We start from the raw sequence: 19,734 nt of genomic DNA on the forward strand, positions 1-19,734 counted from the left end.
AACCCGACCGCCTACCGCACGAGCTCCGGAATCGCGTCCAGGCCTGCCACCTCGTAGGTCGCGGCTTCCGAAAGCACGACGTCTCTACAGTGATCCCGACGGACGAATGCCGAGTCCATTCCCGTCCGGTGGGCGGCGAGCACGTCGCTCTCGCTGTCTCCGACGTAGAGCGCGCGGCTAGCCTCGACGTCGAGGTCGGCCAGCGCCCGCTCGAGGTAGTGTCCATTCGGCTTCTGCAACGCCAGGCTCTCGAGGGTCTTCTCCCGGCCGTAATACGTCTCGAACAGGTGCTCGAGGTCGAAGTACTCGAGGACGAACTCGATCGTGGTGTGGTGGTTGTTGCTGACGATTCCACAGGGTTGCTCGAGTGTCTCGATCGTCTCGAGGTCGTCGTATGGCCCGCGTGTTCCATCCCTGAACCGGTGAAACTGGGATCGTTCGTCGTGATCCTCCCACGTCCGCCAGAACGGCTTCGGCTCGAGGTCGTATTGCTGACACAGCTCCCGAACTCGGTCAGCGGGAACGCCGTCACAGAGCTCGTCGACGACCGCCCGGTCGACGGTCTCGACGCCCATCGCTTCGAACGCGGCCGCCGTCGCCTCTGCCTGGACGTCGTCGGTCGGCGGGCGCACGAGCACGCCGTCGCTGTCGAAGATGACCGCGTCGTAGGCTGTCACTCGCGAACGTGTTCGCGGAGGGCACGTGATCGTTTCGGTCTCCAGAGACGCGCGATTCGCTCCCGGACGGTCACCCCCGCAGTCGCCAGCCAACCGCTTTTTCCGCCGCTCGTGGTAGGCAGGACCATGAGCGACCAGCCACCAGATGCTGACTCGAGTGCGGGTTCTAACCAGCAAGACCCCGACCCCGAACGCGTCCAGGAACGCGCACGAGAGCGCCAGTCATCCCGGGCGGAGTCGACCGAGGACATCCTCGAGACCGTCGAAACGCACCTCGGCGACCTCGAGTATCCCGTCTCGAGCGAGGAAATCGCGGCCGAGTACGGCAGCGAACCGATCGACCTGCCCAACGAGACCGAGACGATGGGGAGCGTCCTCGATCGGCTGGCCGGCGAGACCTACGACACGCCCGAGGAGGCCCGCGAGGCGATCTTCGGCCAGTTGACCGGCGAGGCGGGCGGGCGAACCGAGGCGAACCCGGAGCGCGACCTCGAGTCGCTGGACGAGGCGGAACAGGGGTCGCCGAGTGAGAGCGGGGGCAGCAGTCTCTGATCGGTCGAGTAGCGCCCGTCGTCCGCGCTGTCGTCCACCGGAAGCCGCGACGACGCCACCGTTCACCGTCATCCATTTCGAGTGTTTCGAGTCGACGAGCGTTGCGGCTCCGAACTAACCACCGCCACTGGAGGCGTCGTCTACTCGTCCCCTCTCGGCATCCTCGAGAGCCACAGCCAGCCAGCGACCAGGGGGGCGTGGATCGTTGCGAGCGGGTAGGCGGTTCGATTGGGGTCGACTCCGAACCCGGCGGCCAGGCCGATGGCGGCGACGGCGACGAGCGCGACCAGGCCGGCCGTGACTCGCCGGTCGGCGGGGAAACCGACGGCTCGAGCGCCGGCCCAGCAGAGTGCGAGCGCGTAGGCGAGGCTCCCGAGTGGCCAGTAGCGGAGGAACGAGGGCGTCGGCCCCGGCTGATCGAGAAACGTCGGCAAGAGGGTGACGTGCCCGGTCTCGAGGACGACCGTCCCCCAGGGAAACAGCAAGGTCGTCCCGCTAGTTCGGATGACGACCCAGGGAACGACGCCGAGAGATAGCAGGGCGAGCCAGCGGACGATCCGATGGCGGCGATTCTGGCCACCTGTCTTCGATTCGGGACTCGTGTTGTCGCCTGCTCCGTCCGACTCGTGCAACTCGTCGGTGGGCGCCACGTTACCAGCCACCTGCACGTTCAGAACGGGCACACGTCCGCCGTTTCTCACCGCTGGTGATCATTTGTCCAGGTATGCTCGAGCGTGCGCGACGCGGCGAAAAAAGCGTGGCGACCGCTCGCGACCGGGGAACTCATCATCGCGCGCCCGAACGAGTGGCACATGTCGACGATTCTGGTGACGGGCTACGAACCGTTCGGCGAGTTCGAAACGAATCCGGCGAGCCAGCTGGCTGCAGCACTCGACGGCACGCGAGTGGCGGGAGCGGCCGTCGTCGGGCGCGAACTCCCGGTGGCCTTCGACCGGGCACGTCCCGCTCTCGTCGAGCACCTCGAGCGCCACGATCCGACGCTGGTCGTCTCGCTCGGCCTGGCCGCCGGTCGACCCGCGCTCTCGCTCGAGCGCGTGGGGATCAACCTCCGCGACACTGCCGGAACGCCGGACAACGACGACCGCTCGGTCACGGACGACCCGGTCAACGCCGAGGGCCCGGACGCGTACTTCTCGACGCTCCCGGTTCGCCAAATGAGGACAGCTATGCGCGAGGCAGGAGTTCCGACGACGCTGTCGACGTCGGCGGGCACCCACCTCTGTAACGACATCCTCTACGCGACTCGCCGGTACGTCGAAACGAACGATCTCGAGACTCGGTCGGGATTCGTCCACGTTCCGCTGAGTCACGAGCAGGCGGCCACCCGCGCGGCCACCCAGCCGAGCATGGCCCTCGAGACGATGCGACGTGGACTCGAGGTTGGGCTGAAGACGGCACTCGAGGCGTAACGCACCTGCGACGACTTGACTGCGCCCGCCACACCATATTTGATATAGCGACTACAGACATATCGGCACCTCAGATCCCGTGCGTTGGTCCACCTCTCGAACCCGCCTGAACGGCGAACGAGGGCGATAGGCGCCGATTTCGCCCAGCTGCCGATGGCGCCGCCCCGGAAAGTCTTCGTTCTCCAGGGCGAACGGTCGACAATGCCTCCGATGCGCGTCTGCTACGCCTGCGACCGAACGTTTGAGTCCCCTCGGGCCCGGTGTGACTGTGGCGAACCGCTGTGGCGCCCCATCGAGCCGCTCGTGGAGTGGCCCACCGCTTCGGATTCTCGATCCGTCTGGCGGTACGACGCCGTGCTCCCGGCGAGCCAGCCGGCGGGCGATCTCGAGGCCGGCGGTGCGGCAGTCTGGCGAAGCCACTCCCTCGAAGGCTACGCTGGGACGCGCGTCTGGCTCGCTGACGAGGGGCGAAACCCGACGGGGAGCTTCAAGGATCGAGGAAGCGCCGTCGGCGTCGCGGCCACCCTCGAGGCCGGAATCGATCGCGTCGGGACCGTCTCCCATGGCAACATGGCGAGGAGCGTGGCGGCACACGCGGCGGCCGTCGGGATCGACTGTACCGTTCTGGTCCCCGCGGACATCGCCGAGGAGCGGATCCGGGCCATCGCCCGGTTCGACCCACAGATCGTCCGCGTCCGCGGGGACTACGGCCGGCTGTATTACGACGCCCTCGAACTCGGCCGCAGGCACGGAATTCAGTTCCTCAACTCCGACGTTCCTCTCCGGGTCGCGGGTCAGAAGACGCTCGTGTTCGACCTCCTCGAGCGCGTTCCCTCGCTCGACGCCATCGTCCTCCCGGTCAGCAGTGGCGGCAACGCGAGCGCCGTCTGGAAAGGACTGCTGGAGTTGCGCGCCGGCGGATTGCTCGAGTCGCTGCCGCGACTGTACCTGACCCAGGCGGCGGCCTGCGATCCGATCGTCGTGGCGTTCCGGTCGGGTCGAGAGCGTGTCGACCCCGCTGCGAACGTGAACGAGACCGTCGCCTACTCAATCGCCAATGCCGACCCGCCGAGCGGAACCCGCGCGCTCGCGGCGGTTCGAGATACCGATGGTGCCGTCCTCTCGGTCGACGACGACGCGATTCTCGAGGCCCAGGATCGCCTGGCCCGCGACGCTGGCGTGCGCGTCGAACCCGCCTCGGCGACCACGCTCGCGGGCCTTCGCCGACTGACCGAACGCGGGGAAATCGACGCTGACGAGACGGTCACCTGCGTGCTGACCGGGCGCGGCTACGGCGGTGGAGGCGACGTTCCGATGACACCCATCGTCGACTGCGAGGACCTCGAGTCGGTACTCGAGTCCAGGTGACGCGGATTCCTTGTGATACTCGAGTCCGGGGACGGACAGTTCGAATCGGCACTCACTTCGGGTGACGGTTCCGCGTAGCTCGAGGGAGCATTCAGACTCCGAGTGGTACATAATACTCTTATTACCGGACGATGTACGCCCGGGTATGGCAGACAAACCGACCTCCGGTGAGATTTTCGGCGTCCCGTACAACTTCGAGCGACCGAGTTTCGGCCGAATGCTCTCGTCGTACTGGCAACCCGGTGAGGGAATGCTCGTCGAGAAGCCCTTCGGCGTCGGCTACACGCTCAACCTGGCCAACTGGCGCTCGTGGATCGTCGTCCTCATCGCGGGCGCACTGCTCTGGCAGGAACAGTCGCCGTCGTCGGAGACGGAGTCGGACTCGGAATCGGCGATCGACCCGGTCGAAGTGATCGTCGACGACGAGAACGACGACTGAGCGGTCTCCAGTAGCACTTTTCGACCGTCTTTCGTTCGCTCGAGCCTCGAGGTCGAGCGCTAGCCCTGCCGCTCGAGTCTCTCCCTCTCCCGGAACTCGTATGCCGAATTCGACGACTTCAGGCGCCGATTTTCCTTTTTCCTCTTCCCCTTTCGCGCGTGAGCTCAGGCCTCGACCGCGCGGTCGCGAACCCAGCCTTCAGCGCCGAACTTCCGCTCGGCGAGGTCGGCCGCGGCCTCGAGTTCCCCGTCACGCCACTCGCCCTCCTCGGCGTTAGACCACTCTCCGAGCGCGTTGGCGAGACAGTCGACGGCCTCCTCGCGGTCGATTCCCGCCTGCTCGCGGATGCTCGTGACGCGGTCCGTAAACGTCTCCGGCTCGATATCTGCGGCGAAGACGCCGACGTGGGTTTCGGGCTCGAGGTCGAAACTCAGCGAGCCGTGCTGGATGACGACGTCGCGCTGGCGGTACTGGGCGTTGCCGCTAATCTTCTTCGCCTCGGATTCGCTCGCCGGCGCCACCACGTCGTGAGCCGGGTGGATGTCCCGGAGGTAACACGAGGGACGGTAGATGGCCTCCTGTTTCGCCTCCGCGAAGTCGGCGTCGACGCCCATCCGGGAGAACGCCTCGAGGATGGGTTCACAGAACATGGCGTAACAGTCCATCAGGTCGCCGGGGACTTCCGCGGCCGGGGCGACGATGGTGTAAGAGATGTCGGCGACGGAATCGTGGTAGATGCCACCACCGCCGGTCTGGCGTCGGGTGACGTCGACTCCGTACTCTTCGCAAAAGTCCCAGTCGACGGTATCCGAATCTTGCTGATAGCCCAGCGAGAGCGTGCTCGGCTCCCAGTCGTAGACCCGAACGGTGCGCAGGTCGTCCTCGAGCGCCGTTTGCGCGGCGATTTCCTCGAGGGACATCTGGGTCGCTCCGTCCCTGGGGTCGTCCCTGATCAGGCGCCACTCGCGGTCGGCGAGGTCGGTCATACCCGTGTGCTCGACGGCCACCGAGAAATGGATTCCGACGTGCGGTCGCCGTCGATCGTCGCCTGCCGACTGCCGACCGTCAACCGTCGACGAATCCTCGTACAAGCACCTGATTTAGATCGGTCTAAAAATAGACTTCGGTAGTAACTACTTTATAGTTCGCAGGCGCTACGTCTCGACAATGAGCGAGCGACTACGGTCGTCTGACGAACACACGATATCCCGCCGCCAGGCACTCGCGAGCGGCGCTGGCGTACTCGTCGCCGGGAGCGCGGGCTGTCTCGCGGGCGTCCGCGGAAGTCCGTCGAGGGGTGAGGACGGGTCGCCGGTCGTCGCGGCGTCCTTTTTCAGCTTCTACGACTTCGGGCGCAAGGTAGCCGAGAACACGCCCGTCCAGGTGACGAATCTGATTCCGACTGGCCTCCACGGCCACGGCTGGGAACCGGACGCGAGCATCACGCGCGACATCATCGAGGCGGACGCGTTCATCCACGTCGGCCCGGAGTTCCAGCCCTGGGCCGATCGGGCGATCCAGACGCTCGAGGACGACGGCGTCGACACGGCGTTGATCAACGCCCGCGAGGGCGTCGAACTGGTCTCGCTGGCGGCCAGCCTGGACCCGGAAGAGGAGGGTGTCGGCGACGGACGAGGCAAAGATCCGCACTTCTGGCTCGACCCGCAGCGCGCGAAGCGCTCCGTCGACAACATCGCCGACGGCCTGATCGAGGTCGCCCCCGACCACGAGGAGACGCTCCGGGAGAACGCCGAGACGTACAAGGCGGACGTCCTGAACCGGATCGACGCGGATTACGAACGAATCTTCGAGGCGGCTTCGCGGGACGTGGTCCAGCTCGCGGCCCACAACGCGTTCCAGTACGTCGGCGTTCGCTACGGCGTCGAGATGCGGCCGCTGGTGACGAACCTCGCTGCCAGTGGGAACGTGGCACCGAGCGACATCGTGGCAGCCAAAGAGGTCATCGAGGAGAACGATATCGAGTACATCGGTGCCGCGGTCTTCGAGACACGCAAACCGGCCGAGCAGTTGCTCGCGGAGACGCCCGTCGAGGCCTACTTCCCCGTGACGCCGTACGCCGGCGTCTACGAGGAGTGGGTCGACGCGGGCTGGGGCTACGAGGAGATCGCGTACAACATCAACATGCCCACGTTCAGTGTGGTCCTCGGCAATGAATCGCCGGACGAGGCCGGACCGGACGGCTGGGCCGACGAGTGGCGAAACTTCGAGTGAGACATATGCAAACCACAGCTAACCAGGAAGCGCAGACGAACCCCGCTGACCCGAATACGCCCGTCATCGAACTCGCCGACGTCGACTTCGGATACACGTCCACCCCGGTCGTCGAGGACGTCTCGCTCCGCGTCGATCCCGGCGAGTACGTCGCCATCGTCGGCCCGAACGGCTCCGGAAAGTCGACGCTCATGCGACTCGCGCTCGGGCTACTCCAACCGGACCGGGGCACCGCACGGCTGTTCGACGAACCCGCCCACCGCTTTGACGACGGCGCTCGAGTCGGGTACGTCGCTCAGCGGGCGAGCGCCTCGACGGAGATGCCGATTACGGTTCGCGAGGTCGTGAAGATGGGTCGGTTTCCCCACGTTCGCTTCGGCCGACTCGACGAGGAAGACTGGGCAATCGTCGATCGCGCCCTCGAGACAGTCGGTATGGACGCGTTCGCCGACCGGCGGATCACGAACCTCTCCGGGGGCCAGCGCCAGCGGGCGTTCATCGCGCGGGCGCTCGCGGGCGAGGCGGACTTACTCGTCCTGGACGAACCGACCGTCGGCGTCGACGCCGAATCGGTCGAGGCGTTCTACGACCTGCTCGAGTCACTCAACGACTCGGGGATTACCGTCCTCCTGATCGAACACGACCTGGGCGCGGTGACCGCCCACGCCGATCGAATCGTCTGTCTCAACCGCGAGGTGTACTTCGACGGGACGGCGGAGGCGTTCGTCGAGAGCGACGCGCTCGCCCAGGCGTTCGGTGCGGCGGCGGCCATCGTAGGTGACCGTCGATGAGTCGACTGGCCGTCGGCCCGCTGCAGTCGAACCCCACAGACGTCGCCCTCGACCCACTGCAATCGGATCCCGTCGACGTCGCCCTCGAGCCGCTGTACTGGCTGCTCGAGGCGTGGTACTGGCTCCTGTCTCAGTTGTACTACGCGACGGGACTCGAGCTGATCCACCCCGAGTACGCGTTCATGCACCGGGCGATCCTGGTCGGTCTCTGCATCGGCGTGATGGCCCCGCTCATCGGCACCTTTCTGGTCCACCGCCAGCTCGCGCTCATCGGCGACGCTCTCGCACACACCGCGTTTGCGGGCGTTGCAGTGGGGCTATTCGTCAATGCGACCCTGTCGTTCTCGGTGTCGCCGTATCTGACAGCCATCGTCGTCGCGGTAATCGCCGCGTTGCTCATCGAACTCATCTCGGAGTACACCGACGCCTACAACGACGTCTCGATGGCGATCGTCCTCTCGACGGGGTTCGCTCTCGGGACGGTGCTCATCAGCCTCAACGCGGGTGGGCTCACGGTCTCGATCGACCAGTACCTCTTCGGGAACCTCTCGACGGTGTCGGCCGAAAACGCGGTCTTGCTGCTGGTGCTGTTCGCCGTCGTCGTCGGCACCGTCGCGCTCACCCGCAATCAACTGCTGTACGTCACCTTCGACGAAGTGGCCGCCGAGGTCGCGGGGATTCCCGTGCGCTGGTACAATCGGGTGATGGTGATGCTCACTGCGCTGGTCGTCGTCGGCGCGATGCAGATCATGGGCGTCATCCTCGTGGCGGCGATGCTGGTCGTCCCCGTCGCCGGCGCCTCGCAAGTCGCGCGAAGCTTCTCGCAGGCGCTACTGACGTCGGTCGTCCTCGCCGAACTCGCCGTCGTCGTCGGTATCGGGGTCGCGTACTACGCCGAGGCGACCGCCGGCGGCGTCGTCGTGCTGGTCGCCGTCGCCATCTACGTCGGGTGCGTCGGCCTCGGCAAGCTCTTCGCCGGAAGCCACCGCGAGGAGTCGGCGCCAGACGTCGACGCGATCGACAGCGATGGGACTCCCCTCGAGTGACGGTTCGACGGCGACGGAACCTCGCTCGAGTGACGGCCCGATCACTGAACCTCGAACGCCCCTATACGGCACACCTCGAGCGGTTTCACCCGGTCGTTCAACCACTATATGTTTATACGCCTGGCTCTACGTCTTGGCGTAATGGAATCGCCAGGTTCGGCTCCGAACTGCACTCGAGCGGACGTCCGACGCATGTTTTCGCAACTCGAGGACCCTTCCACGCCGGTCTCGGCTACCGAAATCGCCGACGAGCTGGGGTGTTCCCGGGAGTCTGTCCGCCGAACCCTGTCGGAGCTCGTCGAACGAGGCACACTCCGGTCGAAGCGAATCGACGACTCGACGCGAGTCTGGTGGCGCTCGAGCGATGCTGAGCGTCCCGACGACGACGAACGAACGGATCGAGAGGAGTTCAGCGCCTTCATCACCGCTGTCGAGGATTACGCCATCTTCGCGCTCGACCCCGACGGCACCGTCGCCAGCTGGAACGATGGCGCGGAACGGATCAAGGGCTACGACGAAGCCGACATCGTCGGCGAGCACTTCTCCACGTTCTACACCGACGACGATACTGCCGCCGGCGTTCCCGAGCGAAACCTCGAGCGAGCGGTCGACGAGGGTCGCGTCGAGGACGAGGGCTGGCGCGTTCGAGAGGACGGCTCGCTATTCTGGGCCAACGTCACCATAACGGCACTCCACGACGACGAGGGGACGCTTCGCGGATTCACCAAGGTCACTCGCGACATGACAGAGCGACGAGGGTACGAACAACGCCTGCAACGCGAACGGGACTTCACCGCCCAGGTGCTCGAGACTGTCCCGGTCGGGATTCTTGTGAGCACGCCCGACGGTGAACTTACTCGAGCGAACAGGCGCGTCCTGGACTGGCTCGATGCCGAGGCGTCGTCGTTCACCGACCACGACCGCGAGACGTGGGACGTCTACGATACCGAAGGCGAGCAGATCCCGTTCGAGGACTGGCCACTGGTGCAGGTCGTCGAAACCGGCGAGCCAGTTTTCGGCTACCAGTGCCAGATCGACACGCCGGCACGCGGTCGGCGGTGGGTCTCAATCAACGCTGCACCGATCGACGACGGCGACGACGAACGAGTCGTCTTCTCCGTCGAGGACGTCACCGAACAGCACGAACGCGAACAGCAACTCCGTCGCGAATCCGAACAGACCGAGCAGCTCCTGCGGACGGTGCCGATTCCAATCGCCGTTTGGGACGCCGACGGGGAGACGGTGATGGCGAACCGACGCGCCCAGGAAACGCTCGACGTTTCCGAGCAGGAGTTCCTCGACGACCCCGACGGCGCCCACCAGTGGGAACTCTACGACCCCGATGGGAACCCGCTCGACTCGAGCGAAACGCCGTCCGCGCGCGCTGTCGCGACCGGCGAACCGGTTCGCAACGAGGAAGTCGTCGTCGATCCGCCCGACGGCGACCGCATTCATCTGCACGTCAACGCCGCACCGGTGGTCGATCCCGACGGAAACGTCGAACGAATCATCGTCGCTGGCGAGGACATCACCGACCTCAAGGATCGGGAACACCAGCTAGAGCGACGGAAGTCGGAACTCGAGACCGAACTGAGCGAGATCCTCGGTCGGATCACCGACGCGTTCTACGCGCTCGACGACGAGTGGCGATTCACGCACGTCAACGACCGCGCCGAGGAGTTGCTCGACTTCGATGATCAGGGGCTGGTCGGCGAGCACGTCTGGGAGGTCTTCGACTGGGTCGCGAACACGCAACTTCGCGAGGAGTACGAGCGAGCGATGGAGACGCAAGAACCGACCTCGTTCGAGTTCTACTACCCCGATCCGCTGGACGCGTGGCTAGAAATACACGCCTATCCGTCGGAGACGGGTCTCTCGGTCTACTTCCGGGACGTCACCGAACGGAAAGAGCACGAGCGCCAGCTCGAGGAGTCCGAACGGCGCTACCGCACGCTCGTCGAACACTTCCCAAACGGCGCCGTCGCGCTCGTCGACGAGCACCTCCGCTACCAGACGATCGGTGGCACGCCGCTCGACGGGGCGGACGTCACGGTCGGGACCGGGTTCGACGAACCAATCGAGGACGTCCTCCCGGCGCCGCTCGAGGACGAACTCGTGCCACGATACGAGGCCGCGCTCGAGGGAGAGTCCAGTTCGTTCGAGATGGAACTCGGCGAGCGGGCCTACCAGTTCCAGACGGTCCCCATCCGCGACGAGAGCGGGGAGGTCTTCGCCACTCTCGGGATGTCCCAGGACGTCACCGAACGGCGAACGTACGAGCGACAACTCGAGGCGTCGAACGAGCGCCTCGAGCAGTTCGCCTACGCTGCCAGCCACGACCTGCAGGAACCACTGCGGATGGTCTCCAGTTACCTGCAGCTAATCGAGCGCCGGTACGGCGACGACCTCGACGAAGACGGCGAGGAGTTCCTCGAGTTCGCTGTGGACGGCGCCGAACGCATGCGCGAGATGATCGACGGGCTCCTCGAGTACTCGAGAGTGGAAACCCAGGGGAACGCGTTCGAGCCCGTCGACCTCGAGACGGTTCTCTCGGAGGCGCGAGCCGACCTCCGGTTCCCCATCGAGGAGAGCGGGGCCGACGTCACGGCGGACTCCCTCCCTCGCGTCGAGGGCGATCCGACCCAGTTGCGCCAGGTGTTCCAGAACCTGCTAAGCAACGCGATCGAGTACAACGGCGACGAACCGCCCCGGGTGCACGTCACCGCCGAGCGAGCCGGTAACCTCTGGGAAGTGTCGGTCTGCGACGAGGGAATCGGTATGGATCCCGACGACACCGACCGGATCTTCGAGGTCTTCCAGCGTCTCCACAGTCAGGAAGAACACGCTGGAACGGGGATCGGGCTCGCGCTCTGTCGACGCATCGTCGAGCGCCACGGCGGGACGATCCGGGCCGATTCGGAACCGGGCGTCGGGACGACCTTTACCTTTACGCTCCCGGCGGCGGACGGCGCTGACCAGGACTGAACGGTCGTCACTGCTCTCGAGACGGATTCTTCTTTCCTGCTGCGAGTTCCTCTCTTGCGGCGGCTCGTCTCTCCCGCAACGAGTCCCTGACCCTGGAGACAAGTCGGTCGATCGAATTTTCGCTCCTGCTCGCTGAGCAGCGGTTTTCTCGACCCACACGCGACTCGAGCGCTGAGAGCCGGTAACCTGGGCGCTCCGCCGCGAGCCGCTCGACGAGTCATGACTGCCGGGTGAAACGGAATTTCATACAGCTATATACAGTTTATAACGTGGCGCCCGAGCCGCTCGAGCGGTTGTGAGCACTTTTACGTCCACGGCGGCTACGGCGCCTATGGTGCGGAACGTCGCCGAGCTGTTGGCAGAACTCGAGTCCGAGGACTTCTATCTCCTCTCGGGGATCGAGCAGGGAATGCGCTTCTCGGAGTGGGTCCAGCGCGAGAAGCTGTCGAACTTCTCGGGGCTCACCCCCGAGGAGGTGGACTACCGCCTCGAGCGCTGTCTCAAGCGCGGGTTGATCGAGAAGAAGACGATCCAGTACGAGGGGTACACCCTTCAGTTCGAGGGCTACGACGCCCTGGCCCTCCGGGCACTCGTCGAGCGGGATACGATCTCGGAGTTCGGCGCCCCACTTGGCGTCGGCAAGGAGAGCGACGTCTACGAGGTCAAATCCTACAAGCCGCTGGCTCTGAAGTACCACCGCGAGGGCTATACCAACTTCCGGGAGGTCAACCGCGAGCGCGATTACACCTCGGAGAATCAGCACGTCTCCTGGCTCTACACCGCCCGGAAAGCGGCTGAACGGGAGTTCGACGCCCTCGAGACGCTGTATCCCGACGTCTCGGTCCCCCAACCGATCGACCAGAACCGACACGCCATTGTGATGGAGAAGATGCCGGGGGTAGAGCTCTCGCGAACCCGGTTCGAGGACGACCAGGTGCTAGGGGTACTCGAGTTACTCTTGCGAGAACTCTCGCGTGCGTATGAGGCGGGGTACGTCCACGCGGACATGAGCGAGTACAACGTGTTCGTCGCCGAGGAGGGGGTGACGATCTTCGACTGGCCGCAGGCGGTGCCGATCGACCACGAACACGCCCGCGAGTTCCTGGATCGCGATCTCGAGAATCTGGTTGGATACTTCCGGCGGAAATATCCGTCAGTTGTGCCCGAGGGCCTCGAGAGCGACGCGATCGCTGCCGAAATCGCCGCTGGAGAGTTCGACTCGTTGTCGGTATAGCTATTAATAAACTCTATAACGGTATACAAAACATCCTTCCCAGTAGTTGAGACCGGCCGTCTCAATGCATACGATCCTCGAACCGGTTTGGAGCTATGGACGAGGTGCTCCTTCGACGTTTTCGCCGCTTTCTCTGACAACAGACGAGGCAGGAGATCTGTCCGTTCCATGGAGACCGTATTTTGAGTTGATGTCGAAGTCGTGAACGGACGTGCTGATACTGGTCCAACCGCGAAAATTTCCGCTACTCCTTCCAGGTGAGCTGATCGATAGTTGGAAACTCAACCTTCGCTGTGTGGGGTGGATTGTAGTATCGAGACTTGATATCGTAGTACCCAAATTCGGGAGGGATACGAGCACACGCCTTTGCCAGATTTTCGTCCGCTGTGTGGGTAATCACACGAATTCTGGCGTTCGCATCGAATAATCGAACTGCCAATGCGACCAATGCCGCATCCTGCCAGTTGTTCGTCTCTGGATACTTGCTCTGCTGGTTGAGAAACTCATCTGCAACGAACCGTGCTTTCTCAACTGGTCCAGCACTCCTATCGAACCCCTCTGTGCGATCACCTGGCAGTGGTGAGGCTACCCGAAGCCACTCTTCTTCGATAGCCGTATCGAGGTACGGATTCGTCGGTGAGTCGGCACTCCCGGTATCCGCCAGCTCGTGGTAAACCGCTGCTGGCACCCAAATTTCTGTTCCGGCGTCTTCGACGGCCGACTTGAGATTCTGCAAGTGTAGACTAGGGTGTTTCCCCAGGTTCCGAAACATCACCGTGTCTGCAATGTTCGCAGTATACATCTCCGTCACTCGGTCTACCTGTCGGTGTATTCTTTGAGATGATCGCCCCCGTCCTTATCGAAATCATCCGGTGTGTACGTCGTCGGGGTCGAATCGTCGTCACCGAGATCGAGGATCGAATAGAGCGCTTCGACGAGGTCGTACATCGTTCCAGGGGATAGATCTGTGAGACTCGCGATTTGCCGGATTGTGACATCGCCCTCACTGTGTGCCTTCACGAGATCGTATGCGAGCGCGAATGTGACGATCCCGTGGTCTTCGAGAACCCGTTCGATCGCTGGGTACTCGTTCTTCTGGGCGATTACCTCGATAATCTTGGGAGTGATCGAGACTTCCGTCTCGCGGACCGTCAACGTGAGTTCGAACTCCTCAGCGGTGTATACGGCAGTCCCGGCCTCGTTACCAACCTTGCTGATCAGGCCCGCTTGCTCCAATTTATGCAGGTAGTCGTACACCGTCTTTTTGGAGACGGTCGTTGTTTCGATGAGTTCGGGGCCTGTTGCAGTCTCTGCCCGTTTTATCGACGTATAGAGGTCAGCGAGAGACGGGTTTTCAAGTAATTCTGCGAACGTCGGAATTCCAGTGATCGTTCCCGGAGTGTTCCCTGCGTTTCGCACGTGTTCTGTATCGTAGCTCATCTTGTATAGAGTTACGAAACTAGAAACCATAAACGTTTGCCACGGAAACGGGACGTTATCGGACACTGACTCTCGAACCCGCTCGAGCCCGAAAACCGCCTACTCGAGTTCTGCTGCCGCATCTCGAAACAACCCGTCCAATATCTCGGGCGTGGTCGGGTGGTACGCACGGTCCGGAATTTCGCGCACGTCGAGGCCCATCTCGACGACCACCTGCATCGTCTTGACCATCACGTCGGCGTGGAGGTGCAGACCCTGGTACCCCAGAACGGTCCCGTCGCGAGCGTTGACGACCAGCGTCGCGACGCCCTCTGGGTGGTTCTTGCTCTCGAAGATGCCGTCGTCGGACGCCTCCCTCGAGACCACGACCGCGTCCATCGCCGAATCCGCGGCGGTGTCCGGGGTGTGGCCAACGCGGGCCACCGGGTAGGTGCCCAGGCCCGAGAAGATGACGTGATGGGGGACGTTCGCGTAGGGCTCGAGGTCGTCACCTCGAGCGTGGCGCAAGATGTTCTCCCCGGCGGCGAACCCCTGTTCCTTGGCGACGTGGAGGATCGGCTCGCGGCCGTTGGCGTCTCCGACGACGAACGTGTGCTCGTCGTCTGTGGCCTGCATCGTCGGCTCGACCCAGCCCTGCTCCGGTTCGAGGGGTGTGTTCTCGAGGCCGAGTCCGTCGACGTTCGGGCGGCGGCCGGTGAAGACGTAGAGCTGATCGGCCTCCAGGACCTGCTCGGTGCCGTCGCGGTCGACCGTGAGCCGAACGCCGCCGTCGGCGGTCGACTCGAGATGTTTCTCGTCGGTGTTCGTCAGAATTTCGACGTCGAACTGGTCACGGTAGAGGTCGAGGATCGTGTCGCCATAGGCGTCCTCGAACTCCTCGAGCGGGCGGTCGTCGTGTTCGATCACCGTGAGGTCGACGTCGCCGACCTCGCTAAGGTAGGGAGCGAGTTCGAGGCCGATGTAGCCAAAGCCCATCACGATCCCCGAGTCGGGAAACGACGTCGCGTCGAGCACGTCCGCGCTCGAGCAGTAGTCGACGTCCTCGATGCCAGGCGTGTCGGGAACGTTGAGCGTCGAGCCAGTCGCGATCACGACGTAGTCGGGCTCGATCGTGCGGTCGCCGACGGTGAGCGTGCGGTCGTCGACGAACCTGGCTCGCTCGTGGAGGAACTCGACGCCGTCGCGGTCGGCGAGGTTGTGGACGTGATTCCGTCGATGCTCGGCGAATCCGTGAATGTGCTCGTCCTTCTGGGTGACGACCGCTTCGGGATCGACTGACGGTGTGCCCTCGAGTCGGCCGTCGTGTCGCGCCTGATAGCGGTGCTGGGCGGCCGAGAGGACGTCCTTCGAGGGCATGCAGCCCCGTAGAATGCAGAGGCCGCCGCCCGGTTCGCCGCCGTCGATCAGCGTCAGTTCGAGGTCGGTTTCCGATTCCGCGGCACGCTCGAGCAACTCGTCGGCGGCGGCGACGCCCGCGCTCCCGTAGGCGCCGATCACCGCGACGTGGAGACTGTCCATATCGGCGAAACGGTGGCTTCCCCAATAGGCGTTCGTGCGGTCGTGCGCGGACGACTCACTGGCGAGAGACGACTCACTGGCGAAGGGGTGGGGGTGTGACGAATCGAGGGACACGGGTCCGCCACCAGCATTTACTCGAGTGACTTCCGTTCGTACGACGGGCGGGCAAAAGGAGATGGCATTTTCGAAAACGGACGCGACGACGGGTCTATCGTCGAAGTCTGGACACGACACCCGTCCCGAGGAGTCCGAGCAGTGCGGCGAGTGCCCCGAATCCGGGGAGGCCGTCGCTTTCGGCGCTCGAGCCGCTGTCGTCGTCGGCCGTCGCGTCGTCGTCAGTGCCATCCTCGGCACCCGAGCCGTCGATCGACGCGGTTCGTTCCGAGAAGTGGTTGAACGCGACGTAGACGGTCGCCGTCGCGTCCGCCTCGGCGTGCTGGCGCACCATGTACGCGGATTCCTCGCTGCCGATCGCGCTCTCGAGTTCGGAGTGGGAGGACGCCTGGGCAGCGGCCTCGCCGTCGACGCGAACCTCGAGCTCTTCGAGCGTGCCCACGGTCTCCTCTTCGACCGTCGTCATGACGATCGTCCCTTCCTCGATGGCGCGGTCGACGGTGACGTCAACGCGGCGCTCGCTCTCCTGTTTGGCCTCGAGGGTCAGGTCCTCGCCGTAGGTGACCGCGTCGGCGACGGTCTCGCCGTCGCGCTGCTCGACGTAGACCTCGGCAGCAGCCGAGCCGTCGGCGATGAGCTGTTCTTCCCCTTTCGTCTCGTCGGTGCGCTCGCCGTCCCCGTAGGACCGGAAAACGAGCGTCGATTCGCCCTCGAGGCTGGCCGCGACGTTGCCCTCCTCGTTGACGGTCACGTCGCCGTCGCCGATCACGAGGAAGACGCCGTTGCGGTCGCCGCCCTCGACGACGACGCGCTCGCCGTCGCCTTCGGCGCTGGCCTGGACGTTCTCGCCGAGTTGTGCTTCGACGACCTGGGCGTCACCGCCGGCCCGGACGACGAGAATCCCGCGTTCGTTGTCGTGAGCCGACAGCGTCGCGCCGCTCTCGGATTCGATTCGCGTTTTCGTCTGGGACTCGGCACTCACCGAGAGGCCGGCGCCCTCGAGGTTCACGACGGCTCCGAGGTCGATACCGGCGCCGACGCCGGCGTTGCTTCGGGAGTCGACGGCGACCGACGAAAAGAGGGTCTCGCCGCCAACAGCGTAGTTCGTTAGGGCGCTACCCGAGGTCTCGAACTCGAGGTGGCTTCCTGCGTACGTTTCGCTCTGGGTGGTCGCGCTCGATTCGGCCGAACTCGCACCGGCCCCGGCCGCGGCGACGAGACTGACGCCGAGCATCGCTGCGACGAGGACGGCTACGACTGCATTTCGATTCATTTCATCTGATCCGTTCGTCCACACCATAAAAGGGGTTCTGGCAGAGCCGTCCAATCGAACGGGGCTCGAAAACCACTCGAGTTCGTCCAGGAGATTCGTTCACGACGCTCGACCTTCGATTCACGACGCTCGCCAGTCGGGCAGGAGAGGGTGTTTAGCGCGAGATCGACTCGCCGCTGTCGGCGACGACCGCGTCGACCTCCGCTTTCGTGAGGAGGGCGGCATCGCCTGGAATCGTCCGCTTCAGTGCAGCCGTTGCGGCGGCGTACTCGAGGGCACGACCGACGTCGTCGCCGGAGAGCCGGCGGGCGATGAACGCGCCCGTGAATGCGTCGCCAGTGCCGATGGGGTCGTGGGTCTCGGTCTCGTAGGCGTCGTGGTCGTGGACGACGTTGTCGTGCCAGGCGAGCGCGCCCTGGTCACCGCGGGTGACGACGACGGTTCGGAAGTCGAACTGAGAGCCGAGCTTGTGGGCGAGCTGACGAGGGTCGCCCTCGTAGCCGAGCACGGTGCGGGCGTCGCGGGCCGCGATCACGAGCACGTCGATTCCGGGGAACAGTTTCGTCAGGGTGTCTCGCGCCTCCTCGGGCGACCAGAGCTTTCGTCGGTAGTTAAGGTCGAAAGCGGTGGTCGTGTCGTTCTGTCGCGCCGCCCTCAGGAGCTGTGCCGTGGTCTCCCGGAGCGTCGGCGACAGCGCGGGGGTGATGCCCGAGGTGAAGAAGACCCGAGCGTCCCGGATGAGGTCGATGTCGAACTCCTGGGGTTCGGCGGTCGTGATTGCGGCGTCCGATCGGTCGTAGACGACGTTCGTTCCGCGGGGCTTGCCCCCGTGCTCGAGGTAGTACGTCCCCTGGCGGCCCTCGTCGCTCCAGACGACGTCGGTGTCGATGCCGTACTGCTCGAGTTCGCCGACGACGCGCCGGCCCAGCGGGGAGTCCGGGAGCTTCGAGGTCCAGGTGGAGACGGCACCGAGTCGCTCGGCGGCGACGGCCACGTTGCTCTCGGCGCCTGCCGCGCGAACCTCGAACTCGTTGGCGGTCTCGAGGCGTTCGTGCCCGGGCGGCGAGAGGCGGAGCATCGTCTCGCCGAAGGTGACGAGGTCGCTCACGCGTCTCCCTCCCGGTTCGGTCGGTCGGTGGTGATGGTGAATCGCTGGCTCATGGTCGAAAAACGGAGGGCCATGCTATAAGTTGTGTCGTTGGTGGCGGTATCTCGCTCACACTCTCACTCACATTCGCACTCCACTCTCACTTTCACCCACACTCGAGGTCCTGACCTGTGGCGTCTCACTCGAGACTCGTCTCGGCGACCAGGGCGGTCGACCCGTCGTCGTTCTTCCGGTGCTCGGGTTCGAAGTCGAAATCTAGGTCGGAGCCAAACGCCTCGAGCAGTCGCAGGCTCGTCTCGACGTGGTCGGTCACGGCGGGAATCCGCAGGCGACCGCCGCCGAGAACGAGGAAGTCGAGGAGTTGATCGGCGAGGTGGGCGTCGACGCTTCCGTCCTCCTCGAGAAACGCGACGGCGGCGTCGGCGGCTTCCTCCCCAACGCGCTCGGCCGGTTTGCCGGGTTCGCCGAGGGCGGAGAATCCGGCCTGGGGACGAGGCGTCGACGCCGATCTTCGCGTGCCGTTGGCGAACTCGTGCTCGAACTCGAGGGCCAGGACGATTACCGACCCCGGACAGGCGCTCTCGGCCGTCGTCTCGACGCGCTCGCGAACCTCGAAATTCGCACCATCCGCACCGATTCGTGCTCGCAACCGCTCGAGGGCACCCTCGACCTGCCGTTCGGCGACGTCGGCGTCGGCCAGCGCGGCGGCTTCCGTCGAGTAGACGCACACGTCCGTGAGGTCGCCGCGGGTCTGGAGGTCCAGCGGTCGGAACCGCGAGGGGGCGAGGTGAAGCCGCAACCAACCGCCGCCGGCGGGATAGAAACCGCGACGGTCGACCTCGAGGGCGGCCTGCAGGCCGCACCGACGAAGGAGTGGGAGCTTGACGTACCGGAGGTAGTCCACGGGCGGCGACCAGGCGACGTCCGTTCCGCCCGTGGCGGTCAGAGTGAGCGGCGACTCGAGGCGGGCGGTGAGGGGAAGGACCGCGTCGAAGAGGAGCGTGAGGCTGCCGGCGGTGCCGACGTCGACGGTGTATTCTCCACCCGAAATTTCGACTGCGCCGTCGCCGCCCGTTCCCGCATGAGGGTCGAACTCGACCGTCTCGGCCTCGAGTTCGCCACCCGAGACCTCGGCGTCGGTGATCGCCGCAATCGCCTCCAGGACGGCCAGGTGCTGGTTCGCGAGTCCGGGGTTCGGCCGGTCGCCGCGGACGCGCTCGAGGCGAACGGGCTCGCCGGTGAGTGCCGAGAGGGTGAGCGCTCGCCGGAGGAACTGGCCGCCGGCGTCGTGCCCGTCGAGGGTGTGCATACCTGCGTGCTCGAGCGCGGCGTGGAAAGGTCTTCGCGTGGTGTGATACGGCGCGTGGTTTCCAGCGCATCCGTGGAACGCACCCGAGTGAAATGGATCCGATGGCTCGTGTGAGCCGGATATGTTCGAGTGAGACGAACGCGAGGAGCGCGGTCGAACACGAGCGATCACGGTCGAACGGTATCGATGCACGCCGGTAGAGCCGCGAATCTCTCTCG

Annotated in this window: 18 protein-coding genes; 9 read left to right on the top strand and 9 right to left on the bottom strand. The window is 64.9% G+C overall.

The window, feature by feature from the left end; genetic code table 11:
- Positions 1 to 11 precede the first annotated feature (11 nt).
- The gene (locus J1N60_RS07345) at positions 12 to 677 is read right to left on the bottom strand and encodes an HAD family hydrolase (protein WP_312911902.1); all 666 of its coding nucleotides are present in this window, start codon (positions 675 to 677) and stop codon (positions 12 to 14) included.
- A gap of 126 nt (positions 678 to 803) precedes the next feature.
- Here J1N60_RS07345 and J1N60_RS07350 point away from each other — a divergent pair, with 126 nt between their 5' ends.
- Positions 804 to 1,229 (top strand): DUF5789 family protein, encoded by a 426-nt coding sequence (locus J1N60_RS07350; protein WP_312911903.1) that lies wholly within the window; start codon positions 804 to 806, stop codon positions 1,227 to 1,229.
- A 140-nt stretch (positions 1,230 to 1,369) separates the two neighbouring features.
- Here the strand turns inward: J1N60_RS07350 and J1N60_RS07355 are convergent, their stop codons facing one another.
- Complete coding sequence (locus J1N60_RS07355; protein ID WP_312911904.1) at positions 1,370 to 1,879, bottom strand: DUF8050 family protein; 510 nt, start codon at positions 1,877 to 1,879, stop codon at positions 1,370 to 1,372.
- Between the two features lie 162 nt (positions 1,880 to 2,041).
- Here J1N60_RS07355 and pcp point away from each other — a divergent pair, with 162 nt between their 5' ends.
- The 3 genes from pcp (at position 2,042) to J1N60_RS07370 (ending at position 4,466) form a co-directional block, all read left to right on the top strand.
- Entirely contained in the window at positions 2,042 to 2,659 is a 618-nt protein-coding gene (gene pcp, locus J1N60_RS07360; RefSeq protein WP_312912551.1) for a pyroglutamyl-peptidase I, read from the top strand.
- 201 nt (positions 2,660 to 2,860) lie between these two features.
- Positions 2,861 to 4,027, top strand: coding sequence for a threonine synthase (gene thrC / locus J1N60_RS07365; protein ID WP_312911906.1), 1,167 nt, complete (start codon positions 2,861 to 2,863; stop codon positions 4,025 to 4,027).
- Positions 4,028 to 4,172: 145 nt separating this feature from the next.
- Positions 4,173 to 4,466, top strand: a complete 294-nt coding sequence (locus J1N60_RS07370) for a DUF5808 domain-containing protein (RefSeq protein WP_312911907.1) — start codon at positions 4,173 to 4,175, stop codon at positions 4,464 to 4,466.
- Positions 4,467 to 4,630: 164 nt separating this feature from the next.
- Here the strand turns inward: J1N60_RS07370 and J1N60_RS07375 are convergent, their stop codons facing one another.
- Positions 4,631 to 5,452 (bottom strand): lipoate--protein ligase family protein, encoded by an 822-nt coding sequence (locus tag J1N60_RS07375; RefSeq protein WP_312911908.1) that lies wholly within the window; start codon positions 5,450 to 5,452, stop codon positions 4,631 to 4,633.
- A gap of 181 nt (positions 5,453 to 5,633) precedes the next feature.
- Between J1N60_RS07375 and J1N60_RS07380 the strand changes: the two genes are divergently transcribed.
- The 5 genes from J1N60_RS07380 to J1N60_RS07400 all read left to right on the top strand — a co-directional run bounded on the left by J1N60_RS07380 (position 5,634) and on the right by J1N60_RS07400 (position 12,754).
- The gene (locus J1N60_RS07380) at positions 5,634 to 6,698 is read left to right on the top strand and encodes a metal ABC transporter substrate-binding protein (RefSeq protein ID WP_312911910.1); all 1,065 of its coding nucleotides are present in this window, start codon (positions 5,634 to 5,636) and stop codon (positions 6,696 to 6,698) included.
- Positions 6,699 to 6,703: 5 nt separating this feature from the next.
- Entirely contained in the window at positions 6,704 to 7,489 is a 786-nt protein-coding gene (locus J1N60_RS07385) for a metal ABC transporter ATP-binding protein (protein ID WP_312911912.1), read from the top strand.
- Positions 7,486 to 8,535 (top strand): metal ABC transporter permease, encoded by a 1,050-nt coding sequence (locus tag J1N60_RS07390; protein ID WP_312911914.1) that lies wholly within the window; start codon positions 7,486 to 7,488, stop codon positions 8,533 to 8,535. The genes J1N60_RS07385 and J1N60_RS07390 overlap by 4 nt, the downstream gene beginning before the upstream one ends.
- Positions 8,536 to 8,676: 141 nt before the next feature.
- The gene (locus J1N60_RS07395; protein WP_312911916.1) at positions 8,677 to 11,520 is read left to right on the top strand and encodes a PAS domain-containing protein; all 2,844 of its coding nucleotides are present in this window, start codon (positions 8,677 to 8,679) and stop codon (positions 11,518 to 11,520) included.
- Between the two features lie 331 nt (positions 11,521 to 11,851).
- Positions 11,852 to 12,754, top strand: coding sequence for a serine/threonine-protein kinase RIO2 (locus tag J1N60_RS07400; protein WP_312911918.1), 903 nt, complete (start codon positions 11,852 to 11,854; stop codon positions 12,752 to 12,754).
- A gap of 244 nt (positions 12,755 to 12,998) precedes the next feature.
- Here the strand turns inward: J1N60_RS07400 and J1N60_RS07405 are convergent, their stop codons facing one another.
- The 6 genes from J1N60_RS07405 to rtcA all read right to left on the bottom strand — a co-directional run bounded on the left by J1N60_RS07405 (position 12,999) and on the right by rtcA (position 19,516).
- Positions 12,999 to 13,556, bottom strand: coding sequence for a PIN domain-containing protein (locus tag J1N60_RS07405; RefSeq protein WP_312911920.1), 558 nt, complete (start codon positions 13,554 to 13,556; stop codon positions 12,999 to 13,001).
- 14 nt (positions 13,557 to 13,570) lie between these two features.
- Positions 13,571 to 14,224 (bottom strand): transcriptional regulator, encoded by a 654-nt coding sequence (locus J1N60_RS07410; RefSeq protein WP_425499344.1) that lies wholly within the window; start codon positions 14,222 to 14,224, stop codon positions 13,571 to 13,573.
- 69 nt (positions 14,225 to 14,293) lie between these two features.
- Entirely contained in the window at positions 14,294 to 15,712 is a 1,419-nt protein-coding gene (locus J1N60_RS07415; RefSeq protein WP_312911922.1) for a dihydrolipoyl dehydrogenase family protein, read from the bottom strand.
- 208 nt (positions 15,713 to 15,920) lie between these two features.
- Positions 15,921 to 17,099 carry a hypothetical protein gene (locus J1N60_RS07420; protein WP_312911923.1) on the bottom strand — a complete coding sequence of 393 codons (1,179 nt, stop codon included), beginning with the start codon at positions 17,097 to 17,099 and terminating at the stop codon, positions 15,921 to 15,923.
- A 154-nt stretch (positions 17,100 to 17,253) separates the two neighbouring features.
- Positions 17,254 to 18,207: a bifunctional 2-dehydro-3-deoxygluconokinase/2-dehydro-3-deoxygalactonokinase gene (kdgK1, locus tag J1N60_RS07425; RefSeq protein ID WP_312911924.1), complete on the bottom strand. Its 954-nt coding sequence runs from the start codon at positions 18,205 to 18,207 to the stop codon at positions 17,254 to 17,256.
- A gap of 178 nt (positions 18,208 to 18,385) precedes the next feature.
- Positions 18,386 to 19,516 (bottom strand): RNA 3'-terminal phosphate cyclase, encoded by a 1,131-nt coding sequence (gene rtcA / locus J1N60_RS07430; RefSeq protein WP_312911925.1) that lies wholly within the window; start codon positions 19,514 to 19,516, stop codon positions 18,386 to 18,388.
- Positions 19,517 to 19,734: the final 218 nt, after the last annotated feature.

Source organism: Natronosalvus caseinilyticus, from assembly GCF_017357105.1.
Taxonomy (GTDB): Archaea; Halobacteriota; Halobacteria; order Halobacteriales; family Natrialbaceae; genus Natronosalvus; species Natronosalvus caseinilyticus.

What these genes read in the sequence shown, in the direction of transcription:
- J1N60_RS07375 (WP_312911908.1), bottom strand. Translation starts at nt 5,452, where the DNA reads ATGACCGACCTCGCCGACCGCGAGTGGCGCCTGATCAGGGACGACCCC.
- J1N60_RS07370 (WP_312911907.1), top strand. Translation starts at nt 4,173, where the DNA reads ATGGCAGACAAACCGACCTCCGGTGAGATTTTCGGCGTCCCGTACAAC.
- J1N60_RS07390 (WP_312911914.1), top strand. Translation starts at nt 7,486, where the DNA reads ATGAGTCGACTGGCCGTCGGCCCGCTGCAGTCGAACCCCACAGACGTC.
- rtcA (WP_312911925.1), bottom strand. Translation starts at nt 19,516, where the DNA reads ATGCACACCCTCGACGGGCACGACGCCGGCGGCCAGTTCCTCCGGCGA.
- J1N60_RS07385 (WP_312911912.1), top strand. Translation starts at nt 6,704, where the DNA reads ATGCAAACCACAGCTAACCAGGAAGCGCAGACGAACCCCGCTGACCCG.
- J1N60_RS07395 (WP_312911916.1), top strand. Translation starts at nt 8,677, where the DNA reads ATGGAATCGCCAGGTTCGGCTCCGAACTGCACTCGAGCGGACGTCCGA.
- J1N60_RS07420 (WP_312911923.1), bottom strand. Translation starts at nt 17,099, where the DNA reads ATGAATCGAAATGCAGTCGTAGCCGTCCTCGTCGCAGCGATGCTCGGC.
- J1N60_RS07410 (WP_425499344.1), bottom strand. Translation starts at nt 14,224, where the DNA reads ATGGTTTCTAGTTTCGTAACTCTATACAAGATGAGCTACGATACAGAA.
- J1N60_RS07400 (WP_312911918.1), top strand. Translation starts at nt 11,852, where the DNA reads ATGGTGCGGAACGTCGCCGAGCTGTTGGCAGAACTCGAGTCCGAGGAC.
- J1N60_RS07380 (WP_312911910.1), top strand. Translation starts at nt 5,634, where the DNA reads ATGAGCGAGCGACTACGGTCGTCTGACGAACACACGATATCCCGCCGC.
- thrC (WP_312911906.1), top strand. Translation starts at nt 2,861, where the DNA reads ATGCCTCCGATGCGCGTCTGCTACGCCTGCGACCGAACGTTTGAGTCC.
- J1N60_RS07405 (WP_312911920.1), bottom strand. Translation starts at nt 13,556, where the DNA reads ATGTATACTGCGAACATTGCAGACACGGTGATGTTTCGGAACCTGGGG.
- J1N60_RS07350 (WP_312911903.1), top strand. Translation starts at nt 804, where the DNA reads ATGAGCGACCAGCCACCAGATGCTGACTCGAGTGCGGGTTCTAACCAG.
- J1N60_RS07415 (WP_312911922.1), bottom strand. Translation starts at nt 15,712, where the DNA reads ATGGACAGTCTCCACGTCGCGGTGATCGGCGCCTACGGGAGCGCGGGC.
- pcp (WP_312912551.1), top strand. Translation starts at nt 2,042, where the DNA reads ATGTCGACGATTCTGGTGACGGGCTACGAACCGTTCGGCGAGTTCGAA.